Consider the following 13,842-nt stretch of genomic DNA (forward strand, 5'->3'; position numbering starts at 1 on the left):
GGACAGGCTGTCAGCGGCCCACGCGGTCGAGCAGGGCGGTGAGATCGTCGGGGGCGGAATAGAAGGGCGAATGATCGGTGTCGAGGGATGCGGTCGCGCAGGGCTGCGCCGTCACCATCGCGCGTTGCAGTCCGGGCAGGACCGATTCATCCCGTTCGCAATGAATATAGGTGCGCGGCACCGTGCCGTAGCGTGCCGCCGTCAGATGGATGGGCGCGTCGCGCATGGAGGTGGGTTCGGGCGTCAGGCGCGCGAATGCCGCCGCCGCCTGGGCTTCGGACGTCATGCCGTAGAAGGCGCGCAAGGCCGTATCCTGGTCATGCCAGAGGCTGGTGCGGCCGTCCTGCGCCATGCTGATGGAGCCCGCGACATGGGGCGTGCGCGCTTCCGTGCTGTTGTCGAAGATCTCCGCCATGCTTTGCCCCGGCAGGGCCATCACCGCCGCCAGGTAAACGATGTGGGAAACCGCGTCGGGCGCCAGTTCCGCCGCCCGGCTGACGACGATGCCGCCCCGGCTGTGGCCGACAAGGATGGCCGGTTCGTCCGCGGCCCGGGCCATGCCCGCCACGAACATCGCCCATTCCTCGAGCGTGGCGACGTGGCCCGATGGCGCGTCGGCACCCATGCCCGGCAGGTCGGGCGCGCGAACATCATGTCCGAGCGCTTGCAGCCGTGGCGCGATCTCTTCCCAGCACCAGCCGCCATGCCAGGCGCCATGGATCAATATGTAGCGCGCCATTCTGCCATCCTCCGATTGCCTGACCAGCGCCCGGCACCAATCGTCCGGAAATCGGCGCAGGTTCTTGTTGTCGCACCATTTCGGAAGGAGCCGGTTCCGACCCTTTCCGAGCGATGCTTCCAATAGAGGCGACAGGTCGCAGCCCGCAATGTCCAGCGGCGGTCATCGCATATGTGGACAGGAGCGGCGTCCTGGAGCGATTTCCAAGCGATCGGAACCGATCGCTGATCAGGAAATCGCGAAAAACAAGGAATCCAGAGCGGCGATCTGATTCAATCAGATCGAAACCCGTTCTAGAGAATCTCATGGACCCGTTCGGGAGGGCGGGCGATGACGACGCCCTTGTCCGTGATGACGATGGCGCGCTCGATCAGGATCGGGTGCGCGGCCATCGCGTCCAGCACGGCCTTGTCGTCCTGCACATCAAGGCCGATTTCCTTGACGACGCCTTCGCCCTTGCGGACCGCTTCGGAAGGGCGGACGCCCGCCCTTTTCAGCACGGCCTCGATTTCGACGCGGCTGGGCGGGGTCTTGAGATATTCGACGACCTCCACATCGACGTCCGGCGCCTCCTCCAGGATCGCGAGCGCCGCCCGCGACTTGGAGCAGCGCGGATTGTGCCAGATGGTCGCCCTCATGCCGCCATGGCCTTCACTGCGCCTCGTCCCTTGCCAGCCATTCTTCCAGCCACTTGATGGTATAGTCGCCGTTGAGGAAATCGGGATCGGTCAGCAGCTTCTGGTGGAGCGGGATGGTGGTCTTCATCCCCTCGATCACATATTCCTCCAGCGCGCGCTTCAGCCGCATGATGCAGCCCTCGCGGGTGCGGCCATAGACGATCAGCTTGCCGATCATGCTGTCATAATAAGGCGGCACCCTGTAGCCCTGATAGAGGCCGCTATCGACGCGGACGTGCATGCCGCCGGGAACATGATAGCTGGTGACGGTGCCCGGAGAGGGGGCGAATGTCCTGGGATCCTCCGCATTGATGCGGCATTCGATGGCATGGCCGGTAAAGACCAGATCCTTCTGCTCGACCGAGAGCGGCTTGCCCTCCGCCACGCGGATCTGTTCGCGCACCAGGTCGACGCCGGTGATCATCTCCGTCACCGGATGCTCCACCTGAAGGCGGGTGTTCATCTCGATGAAGTAGAATTCGCCGTCTTCCCAGAGGAACTCGATCGTGCCGGCGCCGCGATAGGCCATGTCGGCCATCGCCTTGCGCACGACTTCGCCCATGCGGTTGCGCTCGGCGGCGGAAAGGACGGGGGAGGGCGCCTCCTCCAGCACCTTCTGGTGGCGGCGCTGGAGCGAGCAGTCGCGCTCGCCCAGATGGATGGCGTTGCCGTTGCCGTCGCCGAACACCTGGAATTCGATATGCCGGGGATTGCCCAGATATTTTTCCATATAGACGGTGTCGTCGCCGAAGGCGGCCTTCGCCTCGCTGCCTGCCTGCTTCATCAGCGTTTCGAGCTGGTCTTCGGAGGGCACGACCTTCATGCCGCGCCCGCCGCCGCCCGATGCCGCCTTGATAAGGACGGGGTAGCCGATCTTCGCGGCCACCTCCTTCGCTTCCTCGACGCTGGTGATCGCGCCGTCGGAACCGGGGACCAGCGGCAGGCCGAGCGCGCCGGCGGTGCGCTTTGCCTCCACCTTGTCGCCCATGATGCGGATATGTTCGGGCTTCGGCCCGACAAAGGCGATGTTATGCGCCTCCACGATCTCCGCGAACTGGGCGTTTTCCGACAGGAAGCCGTAGCCCGGATGGATCGCGTCCGCGCCGGAGATTTCGGCGGCGGAGATGATCGCGGCGACGTTGAGATAGCTGTCCTTCGCGGCCGGCGGGCCGATGCAGATCGCCTCGTCGGCAAGGCGCACATGCATGGCGTCGGCGTCGGCGGTCGAATGGACGGCCACCGTCTTGATGCCCATTTCATGGCAGGCGCGGTGGATGCGGAGCGCGATTTCGCCCCGGTTCGCGATCAGCAGCTTTTCAATGGCCATGTGTGAAGCGGCCCTTATTCGATGACGATCAGCGGCTGGTCATATTCGACCGGCTGGCCATTATCGACCAGGACGGCCTTGACCGTGCCCGCCTGGGGGGCGGTGATAGCGTTCATGACCTTCATGGCCTCGACGATCAGCACGGTGTCGCCTGCCTTCACGGTGGAGCCGACGGCCGCATAGGGCGCGGCGCCCGGTTCGGCGGCGAGATAGGCGGTGCCGACGATGGGCGAGCGGATGGCGTTGGTCGCGGCCGGCGCCTCCGCCGGAGCGGCAGCAGCGGCAGGCGCGGCGACCGGAGCGGCCGCGACCGGAGCCGGGGCGGCGATATAGGCGGGTGCGGCGTTGCCGCCCGCCTTGCGCGCGACGCGGATCTTCCGGTCGCCGTCTTCCACCTCGATTTCCGTCAGGTTGGTGTCGTCGAGCAGCGCAGCGAGATCGCGCACCAGTTGAACGTCCACCTGCATTGCGCCCTTTTCAGCCTTGTCGTTCATTTTCATTCCCTGGACGGTGAATTTCGTGTTCCGATGCCCGCGCCTATGCGCATTTGCGCCGGAGCGCAACTTATGTGCGTCGAGTTACAGTTCGAGCGCCGCTTCCAGCGCCAGCATGTAGGACAGGGCGCCAAAGCCCGCGATGGTGCCCTTCGCCGCCATGCCGATATAGCTTTTATGGCGGAATTCCTCGCGCCGGTGCGGGTTGGACAGATGCACCTCGATCACCGGGACCGTGATGGCCTTGATCGCGTCGTGCAGCGCGACGGAGCTGTGGGTAAGGCCGGCGGCGTTGAGGATGACGGCGTGCGCGCCCTCCGCATGGGCCTCCTGCAACCAGTCGATGAGATGGCCTTCATGGTTGGACTGGCGGAAATCGATCTCCACATGGGCGCGGTTGGCGGCGTCCTCCATTCGCTCGGCAATGTCGTCCAGCGTGTCATAGCCGTAGATTTCCGGCTCCCGCGTGCCGAGCATGTTGATGTTGGGACCGTTCAGGACATAGATTTTGCGCGTTTCGGTCATGACGGTCCCCTTGAGGTTGCGGGTGGGGCGTTGACGCCCCTATATGCGCGCTGATCTTTAGCCCTTCGTGTCGCGCCAAGTCGAGACACCTTGTTTGACAGGACCGGATAGTGAGCGTCGACGGAACCATCTCCATCCATATCAATGGCGAGCATCGCCGCATCCGCGCGGGCATGACGCTGGCGGAACTGGCGAGCGAACTGGGTTTCGTGCCGGAAAAGGTGGCGGTGGAACGCAATCTGGAGGTGGTGCCGCGATCGACCCTGGCGCAGGTGTGCGTCGAGGATGGCGACGAGCTGGAGATCGTGCATTTTGTGGGCGGCGGCGATGTGTCGCCGGTGGATGAGGATAGCTGGACCGTGGCGGGCCGGACCTTTCGATCGCGCCTGATCGTCGGCACGGGCAAGTACAAGGATTTCGAGCAGAATGCGGCGGCGGTCGCGGCTTCGGGGGCGGAGATCGTCACCGTGGCGGTGCGGCGCGTCAATGTGTCGGACCCCAAGGCGCCGATGCTGACCGACTTTATCGATCCCCGGAAGATCACCTATCTGCCCAATACGGCGGGCTGCTACACGGGCGAGGAGGCGATCCGGACCTTGCGCCTGGCGCGTGAGGCGGGCGGATGGGATCTGGTGAAGCTGGAAGTGCTGGGCGAGGCGCGGACGCTCTATCCCGACATGGTGGAAACGCTGCGGGCGACGGAGATATTGGCCAGGGAAGGCTTCAAACCGATGGTCTATTGCGTCGATGATCCGATTGCGGCGAAGCGGCTGGAGGATGCAGGCGCGGTGGCGATCATGCCGCTGGGCGCGCCGATCGGGTCGGGCCTGGGCATCCAGAATCGGGTGACCATCCGGTTGATCGTGGAGGGAACCAGGCTGCCGGTGCTGGTCGATGCGGGCGTGGGAACCGCGTCCGAAGCGGCGCAGGCGATGGAACTGGGCTGTACCGGCGTGCTGATGAACACCGCGATTGCCGAGGCGAAGGATCCGGTGCTGATGGCGGCGGCGATGAAGGCGGGGGTCGAGGCGGGCCGCATGGCCTATCGCGCCGGCCGCATGGGCAAGCGCATGTATGCCGATCCGTCGAGCCCGCTGGCGGGGCTGATCTGATTTTCTGAAGTCCGAACTGGGCTCCTGCCTGTGCAGGAGCACGGCCGCATGTTTTCGCGATCGCAGCAAATTGACCCATTGCCGGGTTGCTTCTATCTCCTTGGGCGGATTCCCGGACAGGAGGACTGGCGATGGTGAACAAGCTTTACCCCGATGCTGCGCGCGCGTTGGAGGGGCTTCTCTTTGACGGGATGCATTTGTGCGCGGGCGGATTTGGGCTGTGCGGGATACCGGAACGGCTGATCGACGCGATCCGCGACAGCGGGGTCAAGGACCTGACGATTGCCTCGAACAATGCGGGGATTGACGGGGAGGGTCTGGGCAAGCTGCTGCGCACGCGGCAGGTGAAGAAGATGATCTCCAGCTATGTGGGGGAGAACAAGGAGTTCGAGCGGCAATATCTGGCCGGCGAGCTGGAGGTGGAATTCTGCCCGCAGGGGACGCTGGCGGAACGGTGCCGGGCGGGCGGCGCGGGGATTCCGGGCTTCTATACCAAGACCGGCGTCGGCACGGCGGTGGCCGAGGGCAAGGAGGTCAAGGTCTTCGACGGGCAGGATTATATCCTGGAGCGCGGGATTTTTGCCGATGTGGCGATCATCAAGGGCTGGAAGGCCGACGAGAGCGGCAACCTCATCTTCCGCAAGACGGCGCGCAACTTCAACCAGCCCATGGCGACGGCGGCGAAGATCTGCGTTGCCGAAGTGGAGGAGGTGGTGCCCACCGGCGCGCTTGATCCGGATGCGATCCATCTGCCCGGCATTTACGTCAAGCGCATGATCGTGGGCGCGCCCTATGACAAGAAGATCGAATTCCGCACCGTCCGCCAGAGGGAGGCCGTCTGATGCCCTGGAGCAGAGATGAAATGGCCGCGCGCGCGGCGCAGGAACTGCGCGACGGTTTCTACGTGAACCTGGGGATCGGCATACCGACGCTGGTGGCCAATCATATCCCCGCCGGCGTGGAAGTGACGCTGCAGTCGGAGAACGGCATGCTGGGCATCGGCCCCTTTCCCTATGAGGGGGAGGAGGATGCCGACCTCATCAATGCGGGCAAGCAGACGATCAGCGAACTGCCGCAGAGCTGCTATTTCTCCAGCGCGGACAGCTTCGCGATGATCCGGGGCGGGCATATCGACCTCACCGTTCTGGGCGCGATGGAGGTTGCGGAAAATGGCGACATCGCCAACTGGATGATCCCCGGCAAGATGATCAAGGGCATGGGCGGCGCGATGGACCTGGTCGCGGGCGTCAAGAAGATCATCGTCGTCATGGAACACACGTCCAAGGATGGCAGCCCCAAGTTCATCCCGGCCTGCACCCTGCCGCTGACCGGCAGGAATGTGGTCGACATGATCGTCACCGACCTCTGCGTCTTCCAGCGGCCCGACCATGACAGCCCCTTCCGCCTCGTCCAGCTCGCTCCGGGCGTGACAGAAGACGACGTCGCCGAAAGGACAAGCGCGCATTATCTGGCTTAGGGCTTCGATCGGATTCATTCGCATCGAAGCGCCAAGCTTTTTTGTTTACCGCGATTCCCCGATCGGCGATCCAGTCGGATCAGTTGGAAATCGCTCTGAGGAAGCACGATGAGCCTCGACGGCACTTATGACGAGGGCAATGTCTTTGCCCTGATCCTGGCGGGGAAGATCCCTTCGATCAGGCTTTACGAGGATGAGCACAGCTATGCCTTCCTCGACATCCAACCGCAGTCCAAGGGGCATAGCCTGGTCATTTCCAAATGGTCGAAGGCGCGGAACATATTGGAAGTCGAGGATGAGGCGCTGGCGCAGGTGATTGCGACGGTGAAGAAGGTCGCCAACGCCACCCGCAAGGCGCTGGATCCCGACGGCATCCATGTCGCGCAGTTCAACGGCGCACCCGCCGGGCAGACCGTGTTCCACCTGCATTTCCATATCGTGCCGCGCTGGGAAGGGCAGCAGCGCGGCTTCGTCGCCCATGCGCAGGGCGATTTTGCCGATCCGGTGGAACTGCAGAAGCTGGCCGAAGAGATACGCGCCCAGTTCTGATGCGCCAAATGCTCGTGAAAGCGCGCTGACATGGCGCTCAGGCCGTTCAAGGTTCCGGGCTGGAGCGGATCGCGGCATGGCGGGCATCGACATGGCGGGATTATCTCGACATCGTCACCGGCATGCGGGACGAAATGACGCTTCGCGCTTCCGCTTGACGTCCTTGTCCCGGGCCATCACAGAAGCTGTTGTATGGATTGCGTTTTCGAGTGGCTGAAGCGTCGCTCCATTCGCGCTAATATAGTCGTGACGGGGGACGGCTTTTCAACGTGAACGCGACACCATTTCTGCGCTCTCCCCCCTTTCCGGGCGTCGCGCCCGCGAGTGCGGCGATAAGCCGCGTGCGGCGGCATGGGGAAGGCGTCGTCGCCGTCCCTGACGCGCTGCTTGATGCCGTTGCGGAGGCGCGGGTCGGCGGCACCTTCTGGGGGCACAGGCCCGACGGTATCAGGCTGGTGGCACGGGCAGGCGTGGCTGTCCCGCAGGCCCTGATGGACGGACTGGCGCGGCGGGAGATCGGGATAGTGGGGAAATCGGGGGGCGGTGCCGGCCCCGGCGCCGATCCCGATCCCGGCCATGCCCTGCCGGAACCCACCGACCTTTGGACCCTGGTCGCGGGCGCGCGCTCTGTCCATGCCGCGGCGGACGACGAACTGGCGATCATCGCCGGGCTGCTGCATGTGCCGGTCTTCGGCGCGGACGGCGCGGCCATCGAGCCGGCGACCCTGCGCGACAGCGCGCGCGCGGCGATCGCGGCGGCGACCTATCACGACTGTTTCAGCGGGGAGGATGTCGACGCCGCGCAGGCGGTCGCGCAACTGGCCGACTGGCGACGTCATCTGGACGGCAATCACGGCATTGCGGCGGCAAGCGGCATGGCGCTCTGGAAGCGGGAGGCGATCCGGCGGTTCCTGTGGGACGGTGTGGGGTCACCGCCCTTCCTGCCTGCGCGCAAGGGTTTGCGGCGGGCCGCCAGGCGGGATGGCGTGCTGGCGGTCTGGCCATCGCGCGTGACGCCGGACATGCTGGAGGAAGCGCGCCGGCAGGGCGTGGCCATCGCCCGGGTGGAGGATGGCTTCCTGCGGTCGAAGGGGCTTGGCGCGGCGCTGCATCCGCCCGGATCGGTGGTGATCGACCGGACAGGCATCTATTATGATGCGCGTTCGGCCAGCGATATGGAAAGGCTGTTGTCGACCACGGTCTTCACGCCCGCGCTGGAACGGCGGGCGGCACGGCTTCTGACGATGATCCAGGCGTCGGGCGTCACGAAATATGGCGCGGGCGGGGGGCAGATGATCGATCTGCCTCACGGTCGCCGCACGGTGCTGGCGGTCGGGCAGGTCGAGGATGATCTGTCGGTCGAATATGGCGGCGCGGGGGTGACGGGCAATCTCGACCTGTTGGAGCGGGTGCGGGCGGCCGAGCCAGATGCCTATATCGTTTATCGCCCGCATCCCGACGTGCAGGCGGGCCTGCGCAAGGGGCATCTGAGCGATGCGGCGGTGCTGGGGCACGCCGATGCCATCGATACCGGGTCGCCGCTGATGGAGCTGGTGCAGACGGTGGACGAGGTCCATGTCCTCTCCTCCCTCACCGGGTTCGAGGCGCTGATGCGCGGCCGGCCGGTGACGGTCCACGGCATGCCCTTCTATGCCGGCTGGGGGCTGACGCGTGATCTGGCGGTGCCCAATGAACGCCGCGGGCGCCGGCTCACGCTCCATCAGCTCGTGGCGGGAGCCTTGATTCTCTACCCACGCTATCTGGACCCGGTCACGCGTTTGCCATGCGGACCTGAAATCATGGTCGAGCGCTTGGCAAGCGGGGCGCCGTCCCCGACGTCATGGTTGATCCGGCTGCGTACCTTGCAGGGGAAGTTGCAGAGATTCATGACTTTGTCCGCGGATTATTTCCATCGTTGATGCCCGGCGCAGGACCTTGCTCTTCCTCCGTCGCCTTTCCCGTCAAAGGGCGATGATCTGATCGGCCAGCCGGTCGACTTCGTAGCGGTCGTGGCTGACATAGAGCATCGGCATGGCGAGATCGCGCTTCATCCGTTCGATCACGGTCAGGATTTCCTCGCGCCGTCCCGGATCGAGCGAGGAGAGTGGCTCATCCAGCAGCAGGAACCGGGGCCCGGACAACAGCGCCCGCCCGATCGCCACGCGCTGCGCCTCCCCGCCCGAGAGGGTCGTCGGCCAGCGGTCGAGCAGATGGCCGATGCCCAGAAAGTCCAGGACCGCGTCGAACGATAGCGGTGCGTCGCCATGGCGGCCGTAGAGCAGATTGGCGCGCACGCGCATATGCGGGAACAGGCGTCCGTCCTGGAAGACATAGCCGGCACGCCGCCGGGCAACGGGAATGTCGATGCCCGCGCTGCTGTCGAACAGCGTCTCGCCGTCCACCGCGATCCGGCCGTTATCGGGCGTCAGGATGCCCGCGACCATGTTGAGGATGCTGGTCTTGCCCGCGCCGGAGGGGCCGAAAAGGGCGACAAGGCCTGCGCCGGCCTGTGCCCGCAGGTGGATGAGACGGTCGCCGATGCGATGGTCGATGGCAATTTCAAAGGACATGGTTGGTCCGTCCGCCGCTCGCCCGACGCGCCAATGCCTCCGATGTCACGAGCGCGCCGAGTGACAGCAGGATCGAAATGACGGCAAGCCGGGTCACCGCCGCTTCCGCGCCCGGCAACTGCAAGGCGGAATAGATGGCGATGGGCAGGGTGCGGGTTTCGCCCGGAACGTCGGAAACGAAGGTGATGGTGGCGCCGAATTCCCCGATGGAGCGGGCGAAGCCGAGCACCAGTCCCGCCACTATGCCGGGCAGCGACAGCGGCAGCGAAATGGTGAGGAACACGCGCCGCCGGCCCGCGCCCAGCGTCTGCGCTGCCTGTTCCAGCCGCCGGTCTATGCCCTCGATCGACAGCCGCATCGCGCGCACCATCAGCGGCATCGCCATGATCGCGGAGGCAAGCGCCGCGCCGGTCCAGCGGAACATGAAGCTGAGGCCGAACGCCTGTTCGAACAGCCTGCCCAAAGGACCGTTCGCGCCGAAGAGGACGAGCAGCAGCCATCCGGTGACGACCGGCGGCACGACCAGCGGCAGGTGGACGAGCGCGTCGACGAGCAGCTTGCCGGGAAAGCGCCAACGGGCAAGCAGCCAGGCGAAGGCGAAGGCGACCGGCAGCATCAGCCCGACGGCCACCAGGCTGACCCGGAGCGAGAGCGTAACGATGCCCCATTCTTCGGGAGAGAGGATCATGCCGCCCTCTTTCGGGCAGGATAGGGGAAAACACCAGCCCCCATCATCAACCCCGTCATCGGCATTGCGTCGCAGGGAGCCAGAGGGCAAAGGCGAACGGCCCTTCAGACCGGAGCATGCGCATGAAAGACCTGATCGCCTTCGACCTTGACGGAACGCTGGCGGAGAGCAAGCAGCCGCTGGGCGAGCCGATGGGCAACGCGCTGGCGCGGTTGTTGCAGGTGGCGCATGTCGCGGTGATTTCCGGCGGCGACTGGCCGCAATTCGACAAGCAGGTGGCGAGCCGACTGCCGGAGCGTGCCGACCGTTCGCGCCTGTGGCTGATGCCGACCACGGGCACCAAGCTGTACACCCATCGCGAAGGGCGTTGGGCGCCGGTCTATGCCGAGCTGTTCGAGGAGGCGCAGAAGCAGGCGATCCTGGCGGCGTTCGACGCCTCGCTGGAGGCGACGGGCTTCGTGCCGGAAGAGGTGTGGGGCGAACGGATCGAGGATCGCGGCAGCCAGATCACCTTTTCCGCGCTCGGCCAGCAGGCGCCCATCCATGCCAAGGAAATATGGGATCCTGACTTCGCCAAGCGCAAGGTGATCCAGGCCGACCTGCGCCAGCGCCTGCCGGGGCTGTCCATCAACATGGGCGGCGCGACCTCCATCGACATCACGCGGGAGGGGGTGGACAAGGCCTATGGCCTCAAAAAGCTGCGCGATGCCAGCGGGATCGCGCTGGAGGCGATGATGTTCATCGGCGATGCGATCTTCCCCGGTGGCAACGACTATCCGGCCAAGGAGCTGGGGCTGGATACGGTGCGGGTGCGCGATCCGCAGGAAACGCTGGCGGTGATCGACGCGATCGTCGCCTGCCAGAAATAGGGCATGAACATCCCTCTCGCGCTGGTGGGAGGGTGGGATCAACGCCGGCTGAACCCGTAGCGCGCGAGAATATCCTGTCCCGCCCGCGACAGCAGGAAGCGGCGGAAGCCTTCCGCCTCCGGGTTCCGGCTCGCGCTCAGGCGGGCGAGCGGATAGCGGATCGGCGCGTGGCTGCCCGCCGGAAAGCTGTCGACCAGCACAACCGCCTTCGATGCCCGGGCGTCGGTCGCATAGACGATGCCCAGCCGGGCTTCGCCCCGTTCCACCAGGGTCAGCGCGGATCGCACATTGTCGCCCAGCGCCAGCCGGTTCGCGACGTTGGGCCAAACACCCAGCGCGGTCAGCGCGGCCCTGCCATATTTGCCCGCGGGCACGCTGTCGGGATTGGCCATGGCCAGCCGCGAGCCGCCCAGCGCCCTGGCGATCGGCATGCCGCGCGTGATCCGAAGCTGCAGCGGCGCGCGCGCCGGGGCGATCAGCACCAGGCGGTTGCCCGCCATGTCGGCCCTGCTGCCGCGCTGGACGAAGCCGGCCTTCTCCACATCGTCCATCCACTCTTCATCGGCCGAGACGAACAGGTCGGCCGGGGCGCCGCTCCTGATCTGCCGCGCCAGGGCGGAGGAGGCGGCGAAGGACAGGACCGGCCGGGCATGGCGCTGGGCCGCCCAGGCATTGGCGGCGGCGGTCATCGCCTCCTGCAGGCTGGCGGCGGCCAGCACCAGCGGGCCACGCTGCTGCGCCATGGCCGGCACCCATGATATATGGAAGAATATAGAGATACAGGCGAGAGCGCGGAGAATCAGTTTCGACATGGTCGCGCTTCTGCCAGATTCGCGCCCATTTGTCTCGTTCTGCCATTGGTCAGGCGGAGGCGCATGAAGGTGTCACGACGCCGGCGTGGACGGCAAGGCGTGATCAGCCCGGCTGACCGGCGATGGTGCGGAGATGCTCCAGCAGGGTGTCGCCATTCGCGGCCCAGGTGAAACGCAGTGCGGCCTGGCGCACCGCCTCCCGTTCGGGCGGCTCGACCAGAATTTCGCTTATGGCGGCAGCCAGCGCTTCGGGTTCGCGGGCGACGATCCGCCCGGCCTCCGGACGGTCGAGCAGTTCGCGCGCGCCGCCGACATCGCTGATCACGATGGGGGTGCCGCAAGCCAGCGCCTCGACCCAGGCATTGGCGAGGCCTTCGGACGAGGAGGGAAGCGCCATGACGTCGGCCGCGGCATAGATGCGCGGCAGACGGTCGTGCGGAACCGACCCCAGAAAGCCGATGCGCCGGTCGACGCCCAGCTCCTCCGCCTGCTTTTCCAGCGCCCGGCGATATTGCCCCTGTCCGGCGAACAGCAGCGTGACGCCCGGCAGTTGCGGCAGTGCGCGGACGAGCAACTCCTGCCCCTTGCGGGGAATGAGCGCGCCGACGCACAGCGCCACCGGCCCTTCGAAACCCAGGCTTTCCTTGGCAGCGGCGCGATCGCTTATTTCGAAGCGATCAAGGTCGACGCCGGTATAATGAACCCGGATCTTGTCGGCATCGATGCCCATGTGCGCCATCGATCGGCGCATCGCACCCGACACGGCAAGCAGTCCGGCGGCATCGTCGGCGGCGCGCTTCACCATCTTGCGCGTGCCTCTGCGCGTGCCCCAATAATGGATGTCGGCGCCGCGGGCCTTCACCGAATAGGGAATGCCGAGCGCGCGGGACAGGCGCTGCGCCACCGGGCCGTCGGGGAAGAAGAAGCTGGCGTCGATGACGTCGAAGGGCTGCTGCGCATGGAGGTGCCTGACCAGCGGCAATATGGCGCGCGTCATGCTGTGGACGTTGAAACGGCCGCCGAATTTGGGAACGATCGGGAAGACCGGGCGGTGGACGGTCAGGTCCTGCCATCTCTCCTTGGCGGGCAGGGCGCGCAGGGCGGCGTAGCGCTTCGCCATCGACAGCGGCCATGGCGGAATGCCGAGCGGCGCGACCACGGTGACGCTGACGCCGTCCCGGCTCGCCAGTTCGCGTGCCTGCCGTTCCACGAAGACCCCGAAATTCGGGCGGCTCATGTCCGGGAACAGGGTCGACAGCATCAGGACGTTCAGGGTCATCGCATCCAACTATCTCTTTTTCCCGCATTGTCCGAATCGTCAGGCAAGGCGGCCTGACGTGAAAATGCATGGGCGGATCTGTTTTCGGCAGACATGATCAGGACAGGGTTAAGGATGAAACCACCTTTGTCTACAGTCGTCTGACCAGTTGGACCGCCACGGCGCCCCAAGGTGGGTCACTTATCACCTGCTGGCGCGTGCCGCTGCCCAGCGGGAGGATGTGCAGCCGGTCATCCTCCCGCCCGATCAGCCGCCCGAACAGGAAGCGTCCGGCGTGGCGCGGCAGCAGCAGGTCGCGGTTCAGCACGCTGGAAAATTCCTCCGGCGTGATGCGGCGGCACCAGATTTCATCACCGCTGCGGTAATCCCCGATGCTGCCCGACACCTGCACGCCCAGCATCGCATCGGCCGGGGCGGGCGGGGGAAGAGAGAGCGGGCGGGTGGGCGCGCGGGCGCCCTCCGGACCCAGCAGTGCGGCGACGGGAACTACATTCTGGCCGGGCAGGGCGACCAGTTCGGAAGAGGCGACGCCCAGCGCCTGGGCGATGCGGTTCAGCCAGTTGACCGATACGGTTCGGGTGCCGGTTTCCAGACGGCCGATGGTCTGGGCCGTGGTGGGCGGGATGCACAGGGCGCCGACTTGTTCCAGCGTCAGCCCCTTGGCCTTGCGTACCTCCCGGATACGGGTGATCATGATATGTCCTGCTTTACCTATTTGGTTTTA

At 65.8% G+C, this 13,842-nt stretch carries 16 protein-coding genes; 6 read left to right on the forward strand and 10 right to left on the reverse strand.

What is annotated here, in order from left to right:
- Positions 1-10: 10 nt before the first annotated feature.
- The 5 genes from MRBLMA1_RS16105 to aroQ form a co-directional block, all read right to left on the reverse strand.
- Positions 11-739, reverse strand: coding sequence for an alpha/beta fold hydrolase (locus MRBLMA1_RS16105; RefSeq protein ID WP_363738034.1), 729 nt, complete (start codon positions 737-739; stop codon positions 11-13).
- A 293-nt stretch (positions 740-1,032) separates the two neighbouring features.
- Positions 1,033-1,377 (reverse strand): arsenate reductase (glutaredoxin), encoded by a 345-nt coding sequence (gene arsC, locus MRBLMA1_RS16110; protein ID WP_363738036.1) that lies wholly within the window; start codon positions 1,375-1,377, stop codon positions 1,033-1,035.
- A 13-nt stretch (positions 1,378-1,390) separates the two neighbouring features.
- Positions 1,391-2,743, reverse strand: coding sequence for an acetyl-CoA carboxylase biotin carboxylase subunit (accC, locus tag MRBLMA1_RS16115; RefSeq protein WP_133653305.1), 1,353 nt, complete (start codon positions 2,741-2,743; stop codon positions 1,391-1,393).
- 14 nt (positions 2,744-2,757) lie between these two features.
- Positions 2,758-3,237 (reverse strand): acetyl-CoA carboxylase biotin carboxyl carrier protein, encoded by a 480-nt coding sequence (gene accB, locus MRBLMA1_RS16120; RefSeq protein ID WP_363738038.1) that lies wholly within the window; start codon positions 3,235-3,237, stop codon positions 2,758-2,760.
- Between the two features lie 84 nt (positions 3,238-3,321).
- Positions 3,322-3,762, reverse strand: coding sequence for a type II 3-dehydroquinate dehydratase (aroQ, locus tag MRBLMA1_RS16125; RefSeq protein WP_133653307.1), 441 nt, complete (start codon positions 3,760-3,762; stop codon positions 3,322-3,324).
- Between the two features lie 110 nt (positions 3,763-3,872).
- On the opposite strand from aroQ, the gene thiS reads away from it, so the two are divergent.
- The 5 genes from thiS to MRBLMA1_RS16150 all read left to right on the forward strand — a co-directional run bounded on the left by thiS (position 3,873) and on the right by MRBLMA1_RS16150 (position 8,819).
- On the forward strand, positions 3,873-4,874 hold the full coding sequence (gene thiS / locus MRBLMA1_RS16130) for a sulfur carrier protein ThiS (protein WP_363738041.1): 1,002 nt from the start codon (positions 3,873-3,875) through the stop codon (positions 4,872-4,874).
- Between the two features lie 131 nt (positions 4,875-5,005).
- Positions 5,006-5,716 (forward strand): CoA transferase subunit A, encoded by a 711-nt coding sequence (locus tag MRBLMA1_RS16135; RefSeq protein ID WP_363738043.1) that lies wholly within the window; start codon positions 5,006-5,008, stop codon positions 5,714-5,716.
- Positions 5,716-6,351: a CoA transferase subunit B gene (locus tag MRBLMA1_RS16140; RefSeq protein WP_363738045.1), complete on the forward strand. Its 636-nt coding sequence runs from the start codon at positions 5,716-5,718 to the stop codon at positions 6,349-6,351. Before MRBLMA1_RS16135 ends, MRBLMA1_RS16140 begins: the two co-directional genes overlap by 1 nt.
- A 108-nt stretch (positions 6,352-6,459) precedes the next feature.
- Positions 6,460-6,900 (forward strand): HIT family protein, encoded by a 441-nt coding sequence (locus tag MRBLMA1_RS16145; RefSeq protein WP_363738047.1) that lies wholly within the window; start codon positions 6,460-6,462, stop codon positions 6,898-6,900.
- A 269-nt stretch (positions 6,901-7,169) separates the two neighbouring features.
- Entirely contained in the window at positions 7,170-8,819 is a 1,650-nt protein-coding gene (locus MRBLMA1_RS16150) for a beta-3-deoxy-D-manno-oct-2-ulosonic acid transferase (protein ID WP_363738049.1), read from the forward strand.
- A gap of 42 nt (positions 8,820-8,861) precedes the next feature.
- On the opposite strand, the gene MRBLMA1_RS16155 is transcribed toward MRBLMA1_RS16150, so the two are convergent.
- A complete protein-coding gene (locus MRBLMA1_RS16155) occupies positions 8,862-9,470 on the reverse strand; it encodes an ATP-binding cassette domain-containing protein (protein ID WP_363738051.1) in 609 nt (202 codons plus the stop codon).
- Positions 9,460-10,158: a molybdate ABC transporter permease subunit gene (gene modB / locus MRBLMA1_RS16160; protein ID WP_363738053.1), complete on the reverse strand. Its 699-nt coding sequence runs from the start codon at positions 10,156-10,158 to the stop codon at positions 9,460-9,462. The genes MRBLMA1_RS16155 and modB overlap by 11 nt, the downstream gene beginning before the upstream one ends.
- Before the next feature lie 122 nt (positions 10,159-10,280).
- Between modB and MRBLMA1_RS16165 the strand changes: the two genes are divergently transcribed.
- Positions 10,281-11,027, forward strand: coding sequence for an HAD-IIB family hydrolase (locus MRBLMA1_RS16165; protein ID WP_363738055.1), 747 nt, complete (start codon positions 10,281-10,283; stop codon positions 11,025-11,027).
- A 38-nt stretch (positions 11,028-11,065) separates the two neighbouring features.
- On the opposite strand, the gene modA is transcribed toward MRBLMA1_RS16165, so the two are convergent.
- The 3 genes from modA to MRBLMA1_RS16180 form a co-directional block, all read right to left on the reverse strand.
- Positions 11,066-11,839 (reverse strand): molybdate ABC transporter substrate-binding protein, encoded by a 774-nt coding sequence (gene modA, locus MRBLMA1_RS16170; protein WP_363738057.1) that lies wholly within the window; start codon positions 11,837-11,839, stop codon positions 11,066-11,068.
- A 103-nt stretch (positions 11,840-11,942) separates the two neighbouring features.
- A complete protein-coding gene (locus MRBLMA1_RS16175; protein ID WP_363738059.1) occupies positions 11,943-13,118 on the reverse strand; it encodes a glycosyltransferase in 1,176 nt (391 codons plus the stop codon).
- A gap of 130 nt (positions 13,119-13,248) precedes the next feature.
- Complete coding sequence (locus tag MRBLMA1_RS16180; RefSeq protein WP_133653944.1) at positions 13,249-13,812, reverse strand: helix-turn-helix domain-containing protein; 564 nt, start codon at positions 13,810-13,812, stop codon at positions 13,249-13,251.
- Positions 13,813-13,842: the final 30 nt, after the last annotated feature.

Source organism: Sphingobium sp. LMA1-1-1.1 (assembly GCF_040676365.1).
Taxonomy (GTDB): Bacteria; Pseudomonadota; Alphaproteobacteria; order Sphingomonadales; family Sphingomonadaceae; genus Sphingobium.